The sequence below is a fragment of the Noviluteimonas gilva genome (assembly GCF_009740395.1).
GTDB classification, from domain to species: domain Bacteria; phylum Pseudomonadota; class Gammaproteobacteria; order Xanthomonadales; family Xanthomonadaceae; genus Noviluteimonas; species Noviluteimonas gilva.
On record NZ_WOXT01000002.1, the window covers coordinates 542,540 to 562,116 of the forward strand.

Sequence of the window (19,577 nt, forward strand, 5' to 3'; positions counted from 1 at the left end):
ATCAACCATTGCGTGCAGGCGATTCCTGCCGGTAGATGCGCTCCTCGATCTCCGCGACGATGGCGTCTTCCTCCAGGTCGAACTCGATGTAACCACTGTGTTCGGTGAACACGACTACGCGCGCTGCCGCGGGACGAAAAACTGCAAACGCAAACGGAAGCCGAACAACGATGCCGCCTGGATCGCGCACCTCGACAAACGCTGATGTCGAGAAGTCGTGGGCTGACAGCCCCTTGGACAGGATCTGTTCGACCGGTCGTCCCAGTCGCTCCGAAAGCTCGGGCGCCCAATCCTGAAGGACCTCGCGCGAAGGCCTGATGGGTGTCATGGAGATCCCTTGGGTCGCTTCTGCCGAACTGCCTGCCACGCGCCAAATGCGGCCAGTACGTTGGCGGCGACGACAATCCAGAACCCGCCTTTCACACCGTGCCAGAGCCCGACGCTGGCGAAGTAGAGGCACGCGCCCGCCAACACGGACGACAGAAAACCTGCGACTGGTGCGCGGTACAGGAGGATGGCGCTTGCGAAGCCCATGATCACGAACGCAAACCACAGACTCTTGACCAGCGGTCCGACCGCCCACAGGGCTTGAAATTCCGGCGTGTCCGGCAAGAAGTGCAGCACAAGATCAAAAGCCACCAGCGCGTGCATGACGGCAGCAAAAACCATCAGCAGCGCTGCGTAACGGCTGGACATCGGCGACTTGGACTTCATGGCGGCCTCTCCCGGATCAATGGAACTGCGCGAATGCTTTCTCGATCGCCGGCGCGGGTGCGGCGGGTTCAAGTCCATGCGCGTTCGGCAAGTCCGCCCACAGCTTTGCCCACGCCGGGTTGTTGCGAACACCGATCATCATGTCGACGCGCGTTTCGTCGCCCATTTCGCGCTTGAACGTAAAGTAGAGACGATTGATGCAGCGCGGCCCGTCGGGCGGCGCGCACGCGAACTTGACGGACAGCGCGTGGAAATCCGCGTCCCATTCGTACAGCGCGAGCTTGCCGACTTTGTTGAAGTAGCGCCGGAGGTTGGTAATGTCGTTCATGGCGCCCGGCGGGTCGTCCAGGAATGGGTCGGCGACGGTCGACGGCGCAGGAGGACCGCCAACCGCACCGGGACGGGTCGTCAACCGGTCGACCTTCGCCTGGTCGTTCTCGGCGACCGCGGACACCAACGCCGCCACGGTGGCGGTGGCGGTGTCGTAATCCACCGTGCTGCCCATCGATGCACCGTCGCATGCAGCGGCGATGCAGGCGATTACGGCTGCGGCGGCGAACGAAGCGGTGCGTCCTGCCATGAGCGGCTCCCCTGCCTGCTATCGGCGCACTTTAGTGGAAGCGAGGAAGCCGCGAATCAATGCGCGGACACCCAAGACCATCGCCACTGCCGTCGAGGGATATAGCCAACCGCCCAGGATGGCGACTGCGATGGTGTCGTTGTCGAATCGCATCAGGGGTCAGCTACCAGCAAATCCTCACGGAGGACTTGGTCGATCACGCCGTGTGCAACGAGCGTCGAGCCTTCGTGCAACGTAAAGGCGAACCCCTTCCTGAGCCGAGCAATCTGTAGTTCCGGTGCAAGAAGCCAAAGCTCCGCTCGCCCGGTTTCGCCGGGCTGCAACGCGCCATCGAGGAACTCGACGTGCGCGTCGTTGTAGTGAAGCAGCCCAAAGTGATTGTTGGGTCGCCATCCACTCCACCTGCCTCGTTGAAGGCTTGGGAGGAGCGTAATGTCGGCAAGCAGATCGGGGGCACGGGGCGGGCGCATGGCGCCAAGCTTACGGGTTCATCCAGCAACAGTTGCAACGACCACGCCAACGTTGCGCGCTGAAGCGCCAACGCACTTGATCTGGATCAAGGAGCATCGCTTCCGGGGGGCGTACGGTGATCCCACCTCCTCACTGAGGCGCGATCATGCTCAAGGACCTGTTCTTTCCGGTGACTGGCGCCAGCACCGACGATGCGACCCTTGCGATCGCCGAACGGATCGCGGAAGCCTACCGCGCCAGGCTCATCATTTCCGTACCCGTTGCGGTGCCGACGGCCCTTGCCGCGCCCTGGGGTTTCGCGCCCGGTCCGGTGCTCGCGGAGGTCCTCGAGGAAGTGGAGATCCACGCGACGAAGCGGGCGGAAGACCTTCGTCGTCGCATGGCGAAGTCGGGGGTCGATTGGGACGTGCGCGTGGATCGCACGCGCCTGTTCGATCCTCCCGAGGCGTTGACCCTCCAGGCGCGTTACGCCGATCTGTCCGTCATCGCGCAACCGCGCGGCGACGATGCATCGATCGCGCACGCGTTCTTCAATGCCTTCCTGTTCGAATCCGGTCGCCCCGTGATGGTGGTTCCGCCCAACTTCGCATCCCGCCGCTTCGACAAGCTGCTGCTGGCGTGGAAGCCCACGCGCGAGGCCACGCGCGCGATCCACGATGCGCTCTCGCTCTTCGCACCCAGCGACGTCGAAGTCCTGGTGGTCGATCCGGAAATCGGCGACCTGGGCCACGGCGACGAGCCGGGCGCCGACATCGCCGCCCATCTGGCGGAGCGTGGGTTGAACGTCAACGTGACGCGTCGCGCTTCAGGCACCATGAGCGTCGCCACCACGCTGCGGCTGCACGCCGCCGAGAGCGGGGCGGACCTCCTGGTCGCGGGTGGCTACGGTCATACGCGCCTGCGGGAATGGGTGCTGGGCGGCACCACCCGCGACTTGCTCGAATCGCTGGAACGTCCGGTGTTGTTCTCGCGCTGAGGCAATTGCCGGCGTTTACTCCCGCGCGATCTTCTCGCGCATCGGCATCCGCCCAGGCCAACCACCGGCCAGCGCGCGATACAACGCCACGACACTCACCGCGCTGCGCGTCCGCGCATCGGCGAACGCATCCTGCGCCTGCAACTGTGCGCGTTCGGCGTCGAGCACTTCGAACAGATCCACCGCACCGGCTTCGTAACGCACGCGCGCCAGTCGCGCGGCGTTCGCACTGTCCAGCGCCGCTTGTTCGCGATGCCCATCTTCCACGCGCGCACGGTTCTGGCGAATCAGCGCGTTCTCGGTGTCTTCCAACGCAAGCAACACCGTCTGGCGATAGCGCGCGAGTTCGCCTTCGGCGTTGGCATCCGCCGCGGCGATGCGGGCGCGCACGCGGCCGACGTCGAGGAAGGACCAGTCGATGCCGAGCGCGACGACGCGCGTTTCGCTGTCGCGTTCGAACAGGTTGCCGGCATCGATTGCCTGGCTGCCGATCAGGCCGCCGAGCGTGAAGCGCGGGAACAGGTCGGCGGTCGCCACGCCGATGCGCGCGGTCGACGCATGCAGGCGTTCTTCCGCGGCGGCGACGTCGGGACGACGCCGAACGATTTCGCCCGGCGTGCCGGCGTCGATCTGTTCGGGCAAGGCGGGCAGGGGGGCGGGTTGATCGAGTTGCGCGATCAACGCTTCCGGCACGCGGCCGGTGAGCACCGCGATGCGGTGTTCGGCGAACGCGACCTGCGCTTCGAGTTGGGGAACGATCGCGAGCGTGCTTTCCAACTGCGCGCGCGCACGCGAGGTGTCGAACTCGGTGCCGCGGCCGGCATCCATGCGCGCCTGCACGATGCGCAGCGTGCCTTGCTGGTTCTCCGCGTTATCGCGCGCCACGCGCAGGCGTTCCTGCAGGCCGCGCAGTTCGAAGTAGCTGCGCGCGACGTCGCCGACGATCGCGACCTGCATCGCCGCCAGGTCGTTGGCGCTGGCTTCAACGCCCGCGCGATTGGCTTCGACGTTGCGGCGCACGCGGCCCCACAGATCGAGTTCCCATCCGGCGACGACACCGACGTCGTACGAATCCACGTCGTCGCGCCCTTCGCGCGACACGCCCGGCGCCTGGTCCGCGCTGAGGCGCGAACGGCTCGCGTTGCCCTGCGCGGTGATCGTCGGGATCTGGTCGAACCTGGCGTTCCGCAACAGCGCATTCGACTGGTCGTATCGCGACAAGGCGATGCGCAGGTCGTGGTTCGCCGAGAGGGCTTCTTCGACGAGCGCGGTGAGTTGCGCGTCGCCGAAGCGTTCCCAGAAGGCGTCGTCGGCGGGGGCCGCAACGGCGGTCGCGTCGGTGCGCGCGAACGTCGCCGGTTCGACCGCGGTCGGCCGCACATAGTCGGGGCCGACCGCACACGCCGCGAGCAAGGCCGTGGACAGCACGGTCATTGCGAGGCGAGCACTCACCATGGGAGGGTCTCCTCGAAGAACACGAAACCGCCGTTCGGACCATCGGCATCGAGCAGGGCCATGCGGACGCTGGTGCGTGCGCCGTCGGCGACTTCGAGATCGCCGCCGGCGTTCATGTCGGTCTTCACCGAGCCCGGATGCACCGCGTTGACTTTGATTGCGGTGTCCTTCAACTCGTGTGCGAGCTGCACGGTCCACGCGTTCACCGCACTCTTGGAAACGTTGTACGCGGGCAGCTTGATGTCGTAGATCGGCGAGGCAGGATCGTTGTTCGCGCCGACCGAGCCGAGGATGCTCGAGACATTGACGATGCGCGCGGCGGGCGCCTGCTTCAGCAGGGGCAGGAAGGCCTGGGTCGTGGCGACCACGCCGAACACATTGGTGTCGAAGGTTTCGCGCCAGGTGGCGAGCGACTGTTCCGACGGCTTGCGCTGCGCATCGTCGCGCAGCACGCCGGCGTTGTTGACCAGGATGTCGAGGCGGCCGTGCTTGCGCGCGACCTCTTCCGCAGCCTGCGCGATGCTGTCGTCGTTGGCGACGTCGATGGCGATCGCTTCGACCTGCAGCCCTTCGGCTTGCAGCTTCAATGCGGCGGCGACGGCCTTCTCGCGGTCGCGGCCACCGAGCAGCACGTGGATGCCGGCGTTGGCGAGCTGGCGCGCGGTTTCGAAGCCGATCCCGCGCGTCGCGCCGGTGATCAGTGCGACCTTGTCGTTGTTGCGGGCAGTGGGGGCAATGGCGGTCATGTGCATTCTCCTTGGGAGATCGAATCAGGCTTGCGTCGTCGCGAGTGCGGCGGCGGGTTCGGGCTTGGGCGCCACGAGCTTGCGCAGCGCGACGTAGAAGACCGGAGTGAGGAACAGGCCGAACAGCGTCACGCCGAGCATCCCGGCGAACACCGTGATGCCGGTGACCGAGCGCACTTCCGCGCCCGCGCCGTGCGAGAGCACCAGCGGCACCGTGCCGGCGATGAAGGCGATCGAGGTCATGACGATCGGGCGCAGGCGGAGGCGGCACGCTTCCAGTGCGGCTTCGACGATGCCCTTGCCCTGCATTTCCAGTTCGCGGGCGAACTCGACGATCAGGATCGCGTTCTTGCACGCCAGGCCCATGAGCACGACCAGGCCGACCTGCACGAACACGTTGTTGTCGCCACCGGTGAGCTTCACGCCGACCAGCGCGGACAGCAGCGTCATCGGCACGATCAGGATCACGGCCAGCGGCAGCGTCCAGCTTTCGTACAACGCGGCGAGCACGAGGAAGGCGAGCAGCACGGCGAGCGGGAACACGACGAGCGCTGCATTGCCCTGCGTGGCCTGCTGGTAGCTCAGGTCGCTCCAGTCGAAGCCCATGCCGTTCGGCAACACCTGGCCGGCGATTTCGGTGACCTTCTCCATCGCTTCGCCGGACGACATCTTGGTCGGGTCGTAGCCGCCGAGCAGGTCGGCCGCCGGATAACCGTTGAAGCGCAGCACCGGGTCGGGGCCGTAGGACTGCTTGATCGTGACCATCGAACCGATCGGCACCATCTCGCCGTTGACGTTGCGCGTGCGCAGCTTGGCGATGTCTTCGACATTGTCGCGGAACGGACCGTCGGCTTGCGCGACGACCTGCCAGGTGCGGCCGAACATGTTGAAGTCGTTGACGTACGCCGAACCCAGGTAGGTCTGCAGCGTGTCGAACAACTCCGTCAGCGGCACGCCCTGCGCCTTGGCCTTCACGCGATCGACTTCCGCGTCGAGCTGCGGCACGTTGGCCTGGTAGCTCGTGATCGGATAGCCCATGCCCGGCGTCTGCGCGGCGGTGCCTTGCACGGCCTGCACCGCGTTCTGCAGCGCACCGTAGCCGAGGTTGGCGCGGTCTTCGACGAACAGCGAGTAACCCTGGCCGTTGCCCAGGCCGAGGATCGGCGGCGGCATCAGCGAGAAGGCGAAGCCTTCCTGGATGCCGGAGAGCTTGGCATTGAGCTGGTCGTTGATTTCCTTCGCGGAAAGATGACGCTCGTTGAACGGCTTGAGCGGGAAGAACACCACGCCGCTGTTCGGGGTGTTGGTGAACTGCAGCGGGTTCAGGCCCGGGAACGCGACTTCGTGCCCGACGCCATCGATGCTCTTCGCCGCTTCGGCGATCTTCTTCAGCGCCGCATCGGTGCGTTCGATGGAGGACCCTTCCGGCATCTTCACGCCCGCGATCAGGTACAGCTTGTCCTGCGTCGGAATGAAGCCGCTGGGCACCCACTGGAACACGAACGCGGTGGCGACCAGCAGCACGGCATACACGCCGAACACGCGGCCACGACGGCCGAGCAGGCGGCCCACGCCGGTCTGGTAACGCTCGGAGTTCTTGTGGAAGAAGCGGTTGAACGGACGGAAGATCCAGCCGAACGCACGCTCGATGCCGCGCGAGAGCACGTCCTTCTTTGCGCCGTGCGGGCGCAGCAGCTTGGCGGCCAGCGCTGGCGAGAGCGTCAGCGAGTTGATCGCCGAAATCACGGTGGAGATGGCGATAGTGACGGCGAACTGCTTGTAGAACTGACCGGTCACGCCCGACAGGAACGCCATCGGCACGAACACCGCGCACAACACCAGCGCGATCGCGATGATCGGGCCGGAGACTTCCTTCATCGCCAGGTGCGCGGCCTCCAGCGGCGTTGCGCCTTCTTCGATGTGGCGTTCGACGTTTTCCACCACCACGATCGCGTCATCGACCACGATGCCGATCGCGAGCACCAATCCGAACAAGGTCAGCGTGTTGATCGAGAACCCGAGCAGGTGCAACGCGCCGAACGTACCGACGATCGAGACCGGCACGGCGATCAGGGGGATGATCGAAGCGCGCCAGGTCTGCAGGAACAGGATCACGACCAGCACGACGAGCAAGGTTGCTTCCAACAGCGTGCTGACGACGGCCTTGATCGAGTCGCGCACGAAGATCGTGGTGTCGTAGACGGTGCGGTATTCCACGCCCGGCGGGAAACGCGTCTGCAGCTGGTCCATCTTCGCGACCACCTGGTCGCGGATCGCCAGCGCGTTGGCGCCCGGCGCCTGGAACACGCCGATGGCGGCGGCGTTCTGGCCGTCCAGGCGCGAGCGCAGCGTGTAGTCGCCCGCGGCGAGTTCGACGCGCGCCACGTCGCCCAGGCGCACGAGTTCGCCGTCATCGCCCGACTTCAGCACGACGTCCTTGAACTCTTCGACCGAACGCAGGCGACCCTGCGCGTTGATCGGCGTGAGGAAGTCGCTGCCGTTGGGCATCGGTTCGGCGCCGAGCTGGCCGGCGGACACCTGGATGTTCTGTTCGCGAACGGCGCGCAGCACGTCGCCGGCGGTCATGCCGCGTGCGGCGATCTTGTCGGGGTCGAGCCAGATGCGCATGGCGTAATCGCCGCCGCCGAACTGGTGCGCTTCGCCGACGCCCGGGATCTTCGCGAGTTCATCCTTGACGTGCAGGCGCATGAAATTGCGCAGGTACAGCGTGTCGTACTTGCCGTCGGTGGAGACCAGGTGCACGACCATCAGGAACGTGGGCGATTGCTTCTGCGTCGTCACGCCCTGGCGCCGCACGTCTTCCGGCAAACGCGCGAGCGCTTGCGCGACGCGGTTCTGCACTTTCACCGCCGCGTCGTCGGCATCGGTGCCGGGCTTGAACGTGATGGTCATCTGCAGCACGCCGTCGGAGCCGGCGACGGACTTGAAATACATCATGTCCTCGACGCCGTTGATCGCTTCTTCCAGTGGCGTGGCCACGGTTTCGGCGATCACCTTCGGGTTCGCACCCGGATACACGGTGCGCACCACCACCGATGGCGGCACGACTTCGGGGTATTCGCTGATGGGCAGCAGCGGGATGGCGATCAGGCCCGCGGCGAAGATCACGATCGACAACACGGCGGCGAAGATCGGCCGGTCGATGAAGAATTTGGAGAAGTCCATGGCAACCTCAGCAGGAGCTGGGAATGGGGAACGGGGAATAGGGAATAGTTGGTCTGCTGCGGCTGCCGGAGCAGCCACACTTCAAGCTTCTGGTGTCGGGGAAAGGGAGGAACGGGGAACAACAATTCCCGATTCCCCATTTCCCATTCCCGATTCCTTCGCTACTTCATCGCGACTTTTTCACCCGCAGGCTCCGCACCCATCACGATCGCCTTCGGCGAGACCGGCATGCCGGGCATGAAGACCTTCTGCACGCCGTGGACGATGACCTTGTCGGTCGGCGCAAGACCGGACTGCACCACGCGCAGTCCGTCGATCATCGCGCCGGGCACGATGTCCTTGCGGGCGGCGGTGTTGTTCGGGGCGAGCACGTAGACGTACTTGCGGTCCTGGTCGGTGAGCACGGCCTTGTCGTCGACGAGCAGCGCCTTGAACTTGCCGCTGCCCTTCAACTGCACGCGGGCGAACAGGCCGGGCGTGAACACGCGATCGGGATTGGCGACCACGGCGCGCGCACGGATCGTGCCGGTCTTCGCATCGACCTGGTTGTCGATGAAGTCGACGGCGCCGTCGTGCGGATAGCCTTCTTCATTCGCAAGGCCGATGCGCACGGGGTTGCGCACGCCGTCGCGTTCGCCCTTGCGGGCAAGTTCTGCGTAACGCAGGAACGCCTGCTCGTCGCTTTCGAAGTAGATGTACATCGGGTCTTGCGAGACCAAGGTGGTCAGCAACGTCGAATCGGTTTGCGCGAGGTTGCCTTCGGTGACGAGCGCGCGGCCGGCGCGGCCGTCGATCGGCGAACGCACTTCGGTGAACTGCAAGTCCAGGCGCGATGCGGCGACCGCGGCTTCGGCGGCGCGCACGCCGGCGTTGCCCTGCGAGGAGGCGGCCTTGCGGATCTCGAACTCTTCGCGCGAGATCGCCTTGGCTTCGATCAGCGACTGCGCGCGCTTGTCCTGCATCTGCGCCAGCGACTGTTCGGCCTTCGCCTTCTCGAGGTTGGCGAGCGCCTGGTCGAGCGCGGCGCGATACGGACGCGGATCGATCACGAACAACAGGTCGCCTTTCTTGACGTCCTGGCCTTCGTGGTACGCCACTTGCTGCACGTAACCGCTCACGCGGGGGCGCAGGTCGACGGTTTCCACCGCCGCGACGCGGCCGGTGAATTCATCCCATTGCGCGACTTCCTTTGTCACAACGGTGGCGACGCTCACTTCCGGCGGCGGCGGGGCCGCAGGCGCGGCTTCGCTGGTGCAGGCGGACAGGGCGATCGGCAGGAGGGCTGCGAGCGCCAGCGTGCCGAGCACCACGCGGTTGACGACAGGCAATCGGTTATCGGCGGGTCGGCGGGTCATGAGCGTCTTCCTTGGAGGAGAGGGGAGAGGTGGCGTCGTTGTGCTTGTTCGATGGCGAGAGCGCGCCGAGCAGGCGGCGCGCATCCTCGTGGCAGCGTGCGGCGAGCGCCGCATCGTCGCCATCCGATCCTTGTGATTGCGTCTTGCACGGGCCCTTGCAGTGCACGATCGGGTCGGTGGCCGCGTGGTCGATGCGATCGAGCAGGGCGATCGCGCGGCGGCCGACGCCGAGGGCTTCGGGCCATTGATCGCAGGCGTGCCGGGCGTTGGCGTCGGTTTTCAGCGGCCAGTCGAGCGCAAGCAACTGCACGCGCACGCCGCGCGGGCGGGCTTCTTCGTGCAGCACGCGCGCGAGCATGCGCAACGCGGCGGCACCGACCGAGCGATGACCGTAACCTGCCCACGGGTTGTCGCCGCCGGGGCCGTCGACGATCACCCAACCGCCCGCACGGCCGCCTTTCGCCAACAGCGGCAGCAGGTGGCGCGCGAGCGCGAGGTGAGCGACGACGTTCTGGTCGATCGATTCGCGCAATTCGGTCGCCGAGCCGTCGAGCAAGCGGCCGCGTTCGCGTTCGCTGCACAGCGCGACGACGACGCCGTGGATCGGACGGTCGAGTTCGCGCAGCGTGTGTTCGAGCGCCGCGGCGTCGTGTTCGTCGCCCAGGGGGGCGTCGATGAAGGAAAGGTCGGCGTGCGCATGCAGTCCCTGCAGTGCGCGCAACCCGTCAGTGTCGGGGGAGACGGCGATGACGGGCCGGCCGGCGTCGAGCGCGGCGCGGACCACGCCGCGCCCGATGGCGCCGGTCGCGCCGAGAACCAGGAGGGCGGCCGATGGGCCGCCCGCATTATTGCGAGAGATGGACTTCATTGCCCCGCTCCCGGGATAGTTTCTCCCGAATGTGGGACGAAAGCGCGGATCAGGTCGTGGCGTTGCACGGCGCCGGCCACGGCCAGGCCCAGGACGAGCAGCGGCATGCCGACGAGGAAGGCAACCACCACGACCATCAGCCAGGCCGGGCCGGCGCCGTGTCCGACGGCTTCACCGATCGCAAAGAATCCAAGCACCACCAGCACGATCAGGCCGATCGGCAGGAGGGGCAGGAGGGCGAGGCGGGCGCGTTGCTGGGTGGACATGGCCAGGGGGTTCGGCGGGGATGGCGCAAAAGGTACGCCCCGGATCGGCACTTGATTAGCTGGCAAAACGGGGAATAATTGTCCCGGCCCCGGTCCAATGTTCCTCCCCCCACGGTGACCTCGGCCCACAGGAGCCACGCATGGCCCGCGATCTCAACGACACCCTGATCTTCGTCAAGGTGGTCGAGCACGGCAGTTTCATTTCCGCGGCGCGTGCGTTGCGGCTTCCCAAGACCACGGTCAGCCGCAAGGTGCAGGACCTGGAAACGCGCCTGGGCGCGCAGTTGCTCCATCGCACCACGCGCAAGCTCGGGCTGACCGAAGCGGGCAATGTGTATTACGAACATTGCCAGCGCATTGCGCGCGAACTCGACGAAGCCGAAAGCGCGGTGGGCCAGTTGCAGGGCGGGCCGCGCGGTTGGCTGCGCATCACCACGCCCTATTCGATGGGCATCGAATGGATCGCGCCGCTGCTCAGCGAATTCCACCAGCGCAATCCCGAAGTGCGCGTGGAGATGGTGCTCAACAACGAACCGCTCGACATCATCGACAAGGAAATCGATGTCGCGCTGCGCGTGGGCAATCTCCCGGATTCCAATCTCATCGCGCGTCGACTGGCCACGCTTCGCACGCAGGTGTACGCGAGCCAGCGCTATCTCGAAAAACACGGCGAACCGCTGCATCCCGACGACCTGCAGCACCACCGCACGCTCGCGATGAACAAGCAGCGCAAGAACGGTGCCGGCTTCAGCTGGCCGCTGCACGACGGCACCAAGAGCACCGAGTTCCGCATCGATCCGGTGTTCGTCGCCAACGATCCGGCGGGCCTGCGCGGCGCGCTGATCACGGGCGAGGGCATGATGCTCGGGACCGACATCATGATGCGGCCGTATGTCGAAGCCGGTTACATCCGTCGCGTGCTGCCCGCATGGAACGGCCCGGAGTACGAAATGAACGCGGTGTTCCCGCGCGGGCGCGTGCAGTCGCCGAAGGTGCGTGCGTTCGTCGATTTCCTCGTCGAGCGCCTCGACTTCGACGCGGGCGTGATGCAGGGCGTGTGCCCCGGATCGAGCTGCACGGAAGTGGGCAAGAAGCCTGAGTTGGTCGCCAACGCGTATCGCCTGGCGTTGCGCAAGGTGGCGGACGAAACGCCCGCGGCGCAGGCCACGGAAGCCGAAGAGACCGTCGAGGCCTAAAGGATGCGCACGTCGGCGATCCAGCGCGATCGCCGGCGTGCCAGCCGCGCCTGAACCGTTTCGCCTTCGACGTCGCTGTCGCTGCGGTCGAAACGCACGGGATCCACGTCTTCGAACGTGTTGATGTTCACCACCGCGTAATCGCGGCCGTCGATGCGGCACGTCGATGCGACGACCACGCCGCACCCCGTGCATACATGGAAATCCGCCGTGCGCGTGCCGAAGGCGTAGCGTTCGACGCGCGCTGGATCGGCGATGCGCAACACGAGCGCGGCGTCGGGATGCGATGTCCACGTCGCGCCGTGCTTGCGGCAGAACGTGCAGCCGCAAGCGCGCGCGGGAATGCGTTGGACGTCCGCCGGCCAATACAGCGAGAGCCGCACATTCCCGCAGTGGCAACCGCCCTGGATCATGTGCCCGGCGGCGTCAGGCGCAGCAACTTGCCGTTGGCTGCGTCGGTCAGCACGTAGACGTTGCCGTCGTTGCCCACGCGCACGTCGCGAATGCGCGCGCCCTCGTCCTGCAACAGGCGTTCTTCGCCGACGATCGCGTTGCCCTTGAGCGAAAGCCGGATCAGGTTGGATTCGGCGAGCGAGCCCAGGAACAGGCTGTCGTTCCATGCGCTGCCCGGGCGCCCGGTGAAGAACGCCATGCCGCTCAGGCCCGGCGACTTCGCCCAGTAGTGATGCGGCTGTTCCATGCCCGGCGCGGAGGAGCCGACCGATTCGGCGATCTTGTAACCCGGATAGTCGATGCCCCAGGTAATGATCGGCCAGCCGTAATTCTTGCCGGCCTGCGGAATGTTGATTTCGTCGCCGCCGCGCGGGCCGTGCTCGCTTTCCCACAGGGTGCCGGTGCGCGGATCGAGCGCGAGGCCCTGCATGTTGCGATGGCCGTAGCTCCAGATTTCCGGGCGCGCATCCTTGCGGCCGACGAAGGGGTTGTCGCGCGGCACGCTGCCGTCGAGGTTCAGGCGCACAAGCTTGCCCTGCAGCATGTTCAGTTGCTGGGACTTCATCCGATCCTGTCGCTCGCCCTGGCTGATGAACACATGCCCGTGTCCGTCGAACACGATGCGCGAACCGAAATGCGCGCCGCCGGTGAGCTTGGGTTGCTGGCGATAGATCACGCGCACGTCGTGCAACGCGGTGTCGACGAGCGTCGCCGTCGCGACCGCGGTGCCGGCCGTGCCGTCGTCAGCGGGTTCGGCGAAGCTGAGGTAGATCTTTTTCGAGGTCGCGAAATCCGGTGCGAGCACGACATCGAGCAGGCCGCCCTGGCCCTCGGCGTACACGGCCGGCACGTTCGCGATCGGCTCGCCGAGCGTGCCGTCGGCGGCCACGCGGCGTAGGCGACCGGGGCGTTCGGTGACGAGGAAGGCGCCATCGGGCAGCAGCGCGACGGACCAGGGGTGTTCCAGACCCTTCGCGATCGTTTCGACACGCATGCTCCTGGACGGCGTCGCCGCGCTCGCCGGTGCCGTGGCCGTTCCACCACTGGCCGTCGCCGTCGCGGAGGATTGCTGCGAGCTGCATCCGAAACTCGCCAGTGAACCCACCACCGCGAGCACCATCATCGCCTTGCGTGCCATGCCGACCTCCGGGGGAAAGAGCGCGGGCTAACGGTACCCCGCCGCTTGCAGTTCGAACAGTTCCGCGTAGCGCCCGCCCTGTGCGAGCAGTTCGCCGTGGGTGCCGCTGGCCTCCAGGCGCCCTTCGTTGAGCACGAGGATGCGGTCGGCCATGCGCACGCTGGAGAAGCGATGCGAGATCAGCACCGCCGTGCGCCCGTGCGAGAGTTCCTTGAAGCGCTGGAAGACTTCGAATTCGCTGCGCGCATCGAGCGCGGCGGTGGGTTCGTCGAGGATCATCACCTGCGCGTTGCGCATGTACGCGCGTGCGATCGCGATCTTCTGCCATTGCCCGCCGGAGAGGTCCACGCCGGTGCGGAAACGCCGGCCGATGACCTGGTCGTAACCGTTCGGCAAACCGGCGACCACTTCGTCCGCGAACGCGCGCCGCGCCGCTTCTTCGATGCGCGTGCGGTCGTCCATCGCGTCGATCTGGCCGACGCCGATGTTCTCCGCCGCCGTGAGGTGGTAGCGCACGAAGTCCTGGAAGATCACGCCGATGTTCGCGCGCAGGTCGTCGAGGTCGTAGTCGCGCAGGTCGCGGCCATCGAGCAGGATGCGGCCTTCGTCGGGGTCGTACAGGCGCGCGAGCAGTTTGACGAGCGTGGTCTTGCCCGCGCCGTTTTCGCCGACGAGCGCGAGCACTTCGTCGGCGCGCAGTTCGAAATCCAGGCCGCGCAGCGCCCAACGCTCGGCTTCGGGATAGCGGAAGCCGACGCCTTCGAACACGAAGCCGCGCACGATCGGCCGCGGGATCGCGATGGCGCCGGGCCTGGAACGAATCTCCGGCTGGATCTCGAAGAACGAATACAGATCGTCGAGATACAACGCTTGCCCCGCGACTTGCGAAAAGCCGACGAGCAAGCCTTCAAGCAACTGGCGCAGTCGGCGGAAGCTACCCGCGAGGAAGGTCAGATCACCGATGCTGAAATCGCCGCGGACCGTGCGCCATGCGATGTAGCCATAGGCGAGGTAGTAGCCGAAGGTCCCGAACGCGGCGAGCAACGTGCCCCACAAAGCGCGCCGGCGCGCGAGGCTGCGGTTTGCGATCAGGAACTGCGCCGACAACGCGCGATACCGCGCGATGAAGTAGCGGTGCAGGTTGAAGATCTTCACTTCCTTGGCGGTCTCGACGCTCGCGCCCATCTGGCGGAGGTATTCGAGTTGCCGGCGTTCCGGCGTCCACTGGAAGTTGAGCTTGTAGTTGAGCGCGTTGAAGTGCGACTCGCCGACGAACGCGGGAATCAACGCGACACCGAGCAACACGATCAGCCACGGCGCGAACACGACCAGGCCCGCGATGAAGCTCGCCACCGTCACCGCGTCCTGCACTTGCCCGAACAACTGGCTCAACAGGTTCATGCGGCCCATCGTCTGGCGGCGCGCGCGGTCGAGGCGATCCTGGAGTTCGGGATCCTCGAAGTCCTCCAGGTCCAGCGTCGCGGCGTGTTCCATCAGGCGCACGCTGGTGGCGTTGGTGAACATCTCCGACAGGACCGAGTCGGCGTAACTCACCAGGCGACCGAGCAAATCGGACGCGATGGCCAGCCCGAACTCCAACGCCAACAACGTGAGCAGATGATCGAGCGTGCCGCTGTGCCACGCGATCTGCAGCGATTCGTAGGCGACGCCTTGTCCGACCAGGCGCACCGCTTCGTCGATGATCAGCTTGCCGACGTAGAGCGTGGCGATCGGCAGCAGCGCGCGTATCAGGCGCAGGCCGAGGCTGGTGATCGTCAGCGCGCGCGAGGTCGCCCAGATTTCGCGCAGGAAGGGCGGCAGGTTGCGCAGGGCGCCGACGCGCTCCCGAAGCGTGGGGTTGTCCGATGGGCGGGCAGGCTGAGCCATTCCGGCCAGTGTCGCGGGCGGCGGGTGATGGCGGAAAAAAGAAAGGGGCGCGGTTTCCGCCGCGCCCCGAGTGACGAAGCCGGGAAGGGGGGACCCGGCTGCGTACTGGCTATGACCGCTTACTCGAAGACAAGTTCCGCATCGCCCGAGAAGGTTTCGATCCGGATCGTGCTGCTCCCCGTACCGTAGCGATGTTCGAAGCTCGCGCCCGGGCCGTACTTCGGGCGTTCGATCTTCGCGCCGGGCGCGGTGAGGTCGCCGCTGAAGGTTTCGCCGGAGACCTGGGCCGAGGTGTTTTTCGGCAGGATCAGGTGCAGGTCGCCGCTCACCGACTCGGACTTGAACTCGCCGCCGTTCTGCAGGCCGGCGCGGACCTTCACGTCGCCGGAGACCGTCGAGGCCGAGATGTGGCGCAGCAGCTTGCCGCCACTGTCGGCTTCGATGTTGCCCGAGACGGTTTCGACCGACATCTCGCCGTCGAGCTTGCCGCGCAGGTTGAGATCGCCGCTGACCGACGAGGCGCTGACGTCGCGCGAGTTCAGGGTCAGCGTGAGATCGCCGCTGACGCTTTCGATGTTCGCTTCGCGCGGCGCACCGGCGACGACGACATCGCCGCTCACGCTGTCGATCTGCAGCGATGCGCCCGCGGTGCCGACCACGTCGACCGTGGCGGAGACCGAATCGATCTCCAGCTCGGCGAGCACCGGCACGTTGAGGATCAGGTCCGTCGGCTCGGTGTTGTCGTTGCTGCGCCAACCGCTGCGGCCGCGCGGATATTCCACGCGCACCACGAGGTCGCTTTCGTCGCCTTCGATCACGAGCTTCTCCACGCCCTTGCCGAGGCTGCCGCCGATGTGGACTTCCTTCTTGTCCCACGTGCGGACCTGGATGCGGCCCTTGAGATTCTCGATCTCGATGTGGCCCCGCGCGTCGAGCGGACGGGTTTCGTTGATCGGCGTGGCGGCCCACGCCGACGGTGCGGCCACGCAGGCTGCCATGAGGGTGAGAGCGATCAGTGAGCGTGTCATCGGGGTGTCTCCAGGAAAATTGTTCAAGTGCCTTGATGCGAAATGCGTGCGGTCAGCTGGCGAGCGAAGTGCGCGCCAGGCGCTGGGTGATTTCCAGGCGCCGCGTGTAGGTGCGTTGCAGGCGATCGAGCAGGAAGCGCGCTTCCGGATCGCGCGCGAGCGCGGTGCGGATCTGCGCGGCGCTGCGGTCGAGCACCTTGAGTTCGGGGGCGCCCCTGGCCGGCGTCGGCGTGTAGGCGTCGATCTCCTTCAGCGCCGCCTGGTATTCGAGCGTCATGGCTTCGGCTTCGCGGGCAATGATGCGGGTGGTCTGCGCATCGTTGGCGGCCGGCGCGGCAGGCGTCGCGACCGGGCTGGTCTGCCATGCGATGCCGATGGCCAGCGCGAGCGTGGCCGCCGCGGCGAGCGGTGCGAGCGGACGCCAGGCCTTGCGAACCGGCGCCGGCGCGACCTGCGGCGTCGCGGCGATGCGCGCGGCGATCGACGGCCACAGGTCGGTTGCGGGCGCGACGTCCTTGCGCAGTGCGCGCAATTCCCATCGCAGCGCGTCGGGGAGGTGACCGTCTTCTTTGTCGATGTCATGCGTCATGGGAACCTCCGAGGCGCGTGCGCAGCAATCCGCGCGCGCGATGCAACTGGGCTTTCGAACTGCCGACCGCCATGCCGAGTTCGGCGGCGATCTCTTCGTGCTTCCAACCTTCCACATCGTGCAGCACCAACACGGCGCGCGCCCGCGGGGGCAGGGTGGCCACGGCGCGCTCCAGGTCCATCGTGAGCGCGGTGCCATGGCCCGCCGAATCGGGCGTGCCGAGCATGTCGAGCGCGTCCTCGTCGTCGCTGGCCTGCGGCCGGCTGCGGCGGGCGCGCAACTCCATCAGGGCGGTGTTCACGGCCAGGCGATGGAGCCACGTCGTGAACGCGCTTTCGAACCGATACCCCGGCAGCGCCTGCCAGCACCGCACGAAGGCTTCCTGCGTGAGGTCTTCCGCGCGGCCGGCATGGCCGCCCACCAGGCGCAGGATCACGCCGTGGACCCGCGTGTTATGGCGCCGATAGATCGCCTCGAAGGCGGTCGCGTCGCCGCGACCCGCCGCACGCACCAACGCGCCATCCACGTCCTCGCCGGTGTCGGCGGACGGGGGTGCTGCTGGGGCTTGGGGTGTCCATGCGGTCACGGCGGAGGTCAGCATACTCACTCCGATGCACGGTCCGGCCCCAAGGTTTAGAGCCGCTTGAGAGGCCCGGCCGGGCTAGAATCCCGCCTTTCGCACGCCCCCCGGTTTCCCGTGACCCACGCAGCTGCTTCGTCCCGCCCCGCAGGCCCCGTCGCCATCCGCCAGGAAGACCTCATCCAGTCGGTCGCCGACGCCCTGCAGTACATCTCGTACTACCACCCCGTCGATTACATCAAGAATCTCGCGGCCGCCTACGAGCGCGAGGAAAGCGTGGCCGCGAAGGACGCGATCGCGCAGATCCTGATCAATTCGCGCATGTGCGCCGAGGGCCACCGCCCGATCTGCCAGGACACGGGCATCGTCACGGTCTTCCTGACCATCGGCATGGACGTGCGCTGGGACGACGCGACCATGGGCGTGGAGGAGATGGTCCACGAAGGCGTGCGCCGCGCCTACAACCATCCCGACAACAAGCTGCGCGCCAGCGTGCTCGCCGATCCGGCGGGCAAGCGCACCAACACGAAGGACAACACGCCGGGCGTGGTCAACGTCCGCGTGGTGCCGGGCAATACGGTCGAGGTGATCGTCGCGGCCAAGGGCGGCGGCTCGGAAGCCAAGTCGAAGTTCGCGATGCTCAACCCGTCGGACTCCATCGTCGACTGGGTGCTGAAGACCGTCCCGACGATGGGCGCCGGCTGGTGCCCGCCGGGCATGCTCGGCATCGGCATCGGCGGCACCGCGGAGAAGGCGATGCTGCTGGCTAAGGAAGCGCTGATGGAGCCGATCGACATCGTCGACCTCCAGGCGCGCGGCCCGTCCAACCGCGCCGAAGAATTGCGCCTGGAGCTCTACGAGAAGGTCAACGCGCTCGGCATCGGCGCGCAGGGCCTCGGTGGCCTGACCACCGTGCTCGACATCAAGGTCAAGGATTACCCCACGCACGCGGCGAACCTGCCGATCGCGCTGATCCCCAACTGCGCCGCCACGCGCCACGCGCACTTCGTGCTCGACGGCAGCGGCCCGGTGATGCTGGATCCGCCTTCGCTCGAAGATTGGCCGACGCTCACCTACGACGCCTCCAAGGGGCGTCGTGTCGATCTCGACACGCTGACGAAGGACGACCTCGCCACGTGGCAACCGGGCGAAGTGCTGTTGCTCAACGGCAAGCTGCTCACCGGTCGCGACGCCGCGCACAAGCGCATCGTCGAAATGTTGAATCGCGGCGAGACGCTGCCGGTCGATCTGCGCGGCCGTTTCATCTACTACGTCGGCCCGGTCGATCCGGTGCGCGACGAAGTCGTCGGCCCCGCCGGCCCGACCACCGCCACGCGCATGGACAAGTTCACCGAACAGGTCCTCGCGCAGACCGGCCTGCTCGGCATGGTCGGCAAGGCCGAACGCGGCCCGGTCGCGATCGACGCCATCCGCAAGCACGGCTCGGCGTACCTCATGGCGGTCGGCGGCGCGGCCTACCTGGTGTCGAAGGCGATCAAGGGGGCGAAGGTCGTCGCCTTCGACGACCTCGGCATGGAAGCGATCTACGAATTCACCGTGCAGGACATGCCGGTCACGGTGGCGGTGGATTCCAAGGGCACGTCGGTGCACCAGACGGGTCCGAAGGAATGGCAGGCGCGCATCGGGAAGATCCCGGTGGTCGTCGCGTGATCGCCCCGATCCTGGTCGAACACGACGCGCAAGGCCACGCTTTCAAGGTGCGATTCGAACAGCACCACGGCTACCTGCGCGCCTACGTGCACGAAGGCCGCGACTCGCTGGAAGTCTCCACCGCGATGTGGCACCTGCTCGGGCAACACTGCCGCACGCACGGCGCCACGCGCCTGCTGGTGGTCGAAGACCTCGACGGCACGGTGCCGCTGGAGCAGATCGACGATGTCATCGCCGCGATGGCCGACGCTGGTTTCGCCGCGATCCGCACCGCGTTCGTCGAATTGCAGGACGACCTGCAGGGCAGCGAACACGGTTCGATCCTCGCCAGCGAGCGGGGCGTGAATGTCTACGTGACCAACGACGAATTCGTCGCGCGCCACTGGCTGATGTACGGCGAGTGATCCCGCGCCTTGCG

The 19,577-nt window shown here is 66.7% G+C and carries 19 protein-coding genes; 4 read left to right on the plus strand and 15 right to left on the minus strand.

Annotated features, from left to right (window positions below; all coding sequences use genetic code 11):
• Position 1: 1 nt before the first annotated feature.
• The 3 genes from GN331_RS09585 to GN331_RS09595 are packed head-to-tail and all read right to left on the minus strand — an operon-like array spanning position 2 to position 1,294.
• On the minus strand, positions 2 to 328 hold the full coding sequence (locus GN331_RS09585) for a hypothetical protein (RefSeq protein WP_156641742.1): 327 nt from the start codon (positions 326 to 328) through the stop codon (positions 2 to 4).
• Positions 325 to 714 (minus strand): hypothetical protein, encoded by a 390-nt coding sequence (locus tag GN331_RS09590; protein WP_156641743.1) that lies wholly within the window; start codon positions 712 to 714, stop codon positions 325 to 327. The genes GN331_RS09585 and GN331_RS09590 overlap by 4 nt, the downstream gene beginning before the upstream one ends.
• A 16-nt stretch (positions 715 to 730) precedes the next feature.
• A complete protein-coding gene (locus GN331_RS09595; protein ID WP_156641744.1) occupies positions 731 to 1,294 on the minus strand; it encodes a hypothetical protein in 564 nt (187 codons plus the stop codon).
• A 616-nt stretch (positions 1,295 to 1,910) separates the two neighbouring features.
• Between GN331_RS09595 and GN331_RS09600 the strand changes: the two genes are divergently transcribed.
• The gene (locus GN331_RS09600) at positions 1,911 to 2,741 is read left to right on the plus strand and encodes a universal stress protein (RefSeq protein WP_156641745.1); all 831 of its coding nucleotides are present in this window, start codon (positions 1,911 to 1,913) and stop codon (positions 2,739 to 2,741) included.
• Between the two features lie 15 nt (positions 2,742 to 2,756).
• Here the strand turns inward: GN331_RS09600 and GN331_RS09605 are convergent, their stop codons facing one another.
• From GN331_RS09605 to GN331_RS09630, 6 genes are all read right to left on the minus strand, one after another.
• Complete coding sequence (locus GN331_RS09605) at positions 2,757 to 4,196, minus strand: efflux transporter outer membrane subunit (protein ID WP_156641746.1); 1,440 nt, start codon at positions 4,194 to 4,196, stop codon at positions 2,757 to 2,759.
• Complete coding sequence (locus tag GN331_RS09610) at positions 4,190 to 4,942, minus strand: SDR family oxidoreductase (protein WP_156641747.1); 753 nt, start codon at positions 4,940 to 4,942, stop codon at positions 4,190 to 4,192. Before GN331_RS09610 ends, GN331_RS09605 begins: the two co-directional genes overlap by 7 nt.
• 24 nt (positions 4,943 to 4,966) lie before the next feature.
• Complete coding sequence (locus GN331_RS09615; protein ID WP_156641748.1) at positions 4,967 to 8,128, minus strand: efflux RND transporter permease subunit; 3,162 nt, start codon at positions 8,126 to 8,128, stop codon at positions 4,967 to 4,969.
• A gap of 161 nt (positions 8,129 to 8,289) precedes the next feature.
• Entirely contained in the window at positions 8,290 to 9,483 is a 1,194-nt protein-coding gene (locus GN331_RS09620; RefSeq protein ID WP_156641749.1) for an efflux RND transporter periplasmic adaptor subunit, read from the minus strand.
• On the minus strand, positions 9,461 to 10,351 hold the full coding sequence (locus tag GN331_RS09625; protein ID WP_156641750.1) for an SDR family NAD(P)-dependent oxidoreductase: 891 nt from the start codon (positions 10,349 to 10,351) through the stop codon (positions 9,461 to 9,463). Before GN331_RS09625 ends, GN331_RS09620 begins: the two co-directional genes overlap by 23 nt.
• On the minus strand, positions 10,348 to 10,617 hold the full coding sequence (locus tag GN331_RS09630) for a hypothetical protein (protein WP_156641751.1): 270 nt from the start codon (positions 10,615 to 10,617) through the stop codon (positions 10,348 to 10,350). Before GN331_RS09630 ends, GN331_RS09625 begins: the two co-directional genes overlap by 4 nt.
• 140 nt (positions 10,618 to 10,757) lie before the next feature.
• On the opposite strand from GN331_RS09630, the gene GN331_RS09635 reads away from it, so the two are divergent.
• Complete coding sequence (locus GN331_RS09635) at positions 10,758 to 11,813, plus strand: LysR family transcriptional regulator (RefSeq protein WP_156641752.1); 1,056 nt, start codon at positions 10,758 to 10,760, stop codon at positions 11,811 to 11,813.
• Here GN331_RS09635 and GN331_RS09640 read toward each other — a convergent pair.
• From GN331_RS09640 to GN331_RS09665, 6 genes are all read right to left on the minus strand, one after another.
• Positions 11,810 to 12,226, minus strand: a complete 417-nt coding sequence (locus GN331_RS09640) for a GFA family protein (RefSeq protein WP_156641753.1) — start codon at positions 12,224 to 12,226, stop codon at positions 11,810 to 11,812. The two genes, GN331_RS09635 and GN331_RS09640, sit on opposite strands and share 4 nt — an antisense overlap.
• On the minus strand, positions 12,223 to 13,404 hold the full coding sequence (locus GN331_RS09645; RefSeq protein WP_156641754.1) for a PQQ-dependent sugar dehydrogenase: 1,182 nt from the start codon (positions 13,402 to 13,404) through the stop codon (positions 12,223 to 12,225). The genes GN331_RS09640 and GN331_RS09645 overlap by 4 nt, the downstream gene beginning before the upstream one ends.
• 27 nt (positions 13,405 to 13,431) lie before the next feature.
• Positions 13,432 to 15,291, minus strand: coding sequence for an ABC transporter ATP-binding protein (locus GN331_RS09650; protein ID WP_156641755.1), 1,860 nt, complete (start codon positions 15,289 to 15,291; stop codon positions 13,432 to 13,434).
• Positions 15,292 to 15,410: 119 nt separating this feature from the next.
• The gene (locus GN331_RS09655; RefSeq protein ID WP_156641756.1) at positions 15,411 to 16,319 is read right to left on the minus strand and encodes a DUF4097 family beta strand repeat-containing protein; all 909 of its coding nucleotides are present in this window, start codon (positions 16,317 to 16,319) and stop codon (positions 15,411 to 15,413) included.
• A 52-nt stretch (positions 16,320 to 16,371) separates the two neighbouring features.
• A complete protein-coding gene (locus GN331_RS09660; protein WP_156641757.1) occupies positions 16,372 to 16,908 on the minus strand; it encodes a hypothetical protein in 537 nt (178 codons plus the stop codon).
• Positions 16,898 to 17,509, minus strand: coding sequence for an RNA polymerase sigma factor (locus tag GN331_RS09665; protein ID WP_156641758.1), 612 nt, complete (start codon positions 17,507 to 17,509; stop codon positions 16,898 to 16,900). Before GN331_RS09665 ends, GN331_RS09660 begins: the two co-directional genes overlap by 11 nt.
• Positions 17,510 to 17,605: 96 nt before the next feature.
• Here GN331_RS09665 and GN331_RS09670 point away from each other — a divergent pair, with 96 nt between their 5' ends.
• Together GN331_RS09670 and GN331_RS09675 are read left to right on the plus strand one after the other, a co-directional pair.
• On the plus strand, positions 17,606 to 19,159 hold the full coding sequence (locus tag GN331_RS09670) for a fumarate hydratase (protein ID WP_331713434.1): 1,554 nt from the start codon (positions 17,606 to 17,608) through the stop codon (positions 19,157 to 19,159).
• On the plus strand, positions 19,156 to 19,563 hold the full coding sequence (locus GN331_RS09675) for a hypothetical protein (protein WP_156641760.1): 408 nt from the start codon (positions 19,156 to 19,158) through the stop codon (positions 19,561 to 19,563). Before GN331_RS09670 ends, GN331_RS09675 begins: the two co-directional genes overlap by 4 nt.
• Positions 19,564 to 19,577: the final 14 nt, after the last annotated feature.

What these genes read in the sequence shown, in the direction of transcription:
- GN331_RS09605 (WP_156641746.1), bottom strand. Translation starts at nt 4,196, where the DNA reads ATGGTGAGTGCTCGCCTCGCAATGACCGTGCTGTCCACGGCCTTGCTC.
- GN331_RS09655 (WP_156641756.1), bottom strand. Translation starts at nt 16,319, where the DNA reads ATGACACGCTCACTGATCGCTCTCACCCTCATGGCAGCCTGCGTGGCC.
- GN331_RS09660 (WP_156641757.1), bottom strand. Translation starts at nt 16,908, where the DNA reads ATGACGCATGACATCGACAAAGAAGACGGTCACCTCCCCGACGCGCTG.
- GN331_RS09665 (WP_156641758.1), bottom strand. Translation starts at nt 17,509, where the DNA reads ATGCTGACCTCCGCCGTGACCGCATGGACACCCCAAGCCCCAGCAGCA.
- GN331_RS09615 (WP_156641748.1), bottom strand. Translation starts at nt 8,128, where the DNA reads ATGGACTTCTCCAAATTCTTCATCGACCGGCCGATCTTCGCCGCCGTG.
- GN331_RS09625 (WP_156641750.1), bottom strand. Translation starts at nt 10,351, where the DNA reads ATGAAGTCCATCTCTCGCAATAATGCGGGCGGCCCATCGGCCGCCCTC.
- GN331_RS09640 (WP_156641753.1), bottom strand. Translation starts at nt 12,226, where the DNA reads ATGATCCAGGGCGGTTGCCACTGCGGGAATGTGCGGCTCTCGCTGTAT.
- GN331_RS09610 (WP_156641747.1), bottom strand. Translation starts at nt 4,942, where the DNA reads ATGACCGCCATTGCCCCCACTGCCCGCAACAACGACAAGGTCGCACTG.
- GN331_RS09620 (WP_156641749.1), bottom strand. Translation starts at nt 9,483, where the DNA reads ATGACCCGCCGACCCGCCGATAACCGATTGCCTGTCGTCAACCGCGTG.
- GN331_RS09645 (WP_156641754.1), bottom strand. Translation starts at nt 13,404, where the DNA reads ATGGCACGCAAGGCGATGATGGTGCTCGCGGTGGTGGGTTCACTGGCG.
- GN331_RS09630 (WP_156641751.1), bottom strand. Translation starts at nt 10,617, where the DNA reads ATGTCCACCCAGCAACGCGCCCGCCTCGCCCTCCTGCCCCTCCTGCCG.
- GN331_RS09595 (WP_156641744.1), bottom strand. Translation starts at nt 1,294, where the DNA reads ATGGCAGGACGCACCGCTTCGTTCGCCGCCGCAGCCGTAATCGCCTGC.
- GN331_RS09585 (WP_156641742.1), bottom strand. Translation starts at nt 328, where the DNA reads ATGACACCCATCAGGCCTTCGCGCGAGGTCCTTCAGGATTGGGCGCCC.
- GN331_RS09650 (WP_156641755.1), bottom strand. Translation starts at nt 15,291, where the DNA reads ATGGCTCAGCCTGCCCGCCCATCGGACAACCCCACGCTTCGGGAGCGC.
- GN331_RS09590 (WP_156641743.1), bottom strand. Translation starts at nt 714, where the DNA reads ATGAAGTCCAAGTCGCCGATGTCCAGCCGTTACGCAGCGCTGCTGATG.
- GN331_RS09635 (WP_156641752.1), top strand. Translation starts at nt 10,758, where the DNA reads ATGGCCCGCGATCTCAACGACACCCTGATCTTCGTCAAGGTGGTCGAG.
- GN331_RS09600 (WP_156641745.1), top strand. Translation starts at nt 1,911, where the DNA reads ATGCTCAAGGACCTGTTCTTTCCGGTGACTGGCGCCAGCACCGACGAT.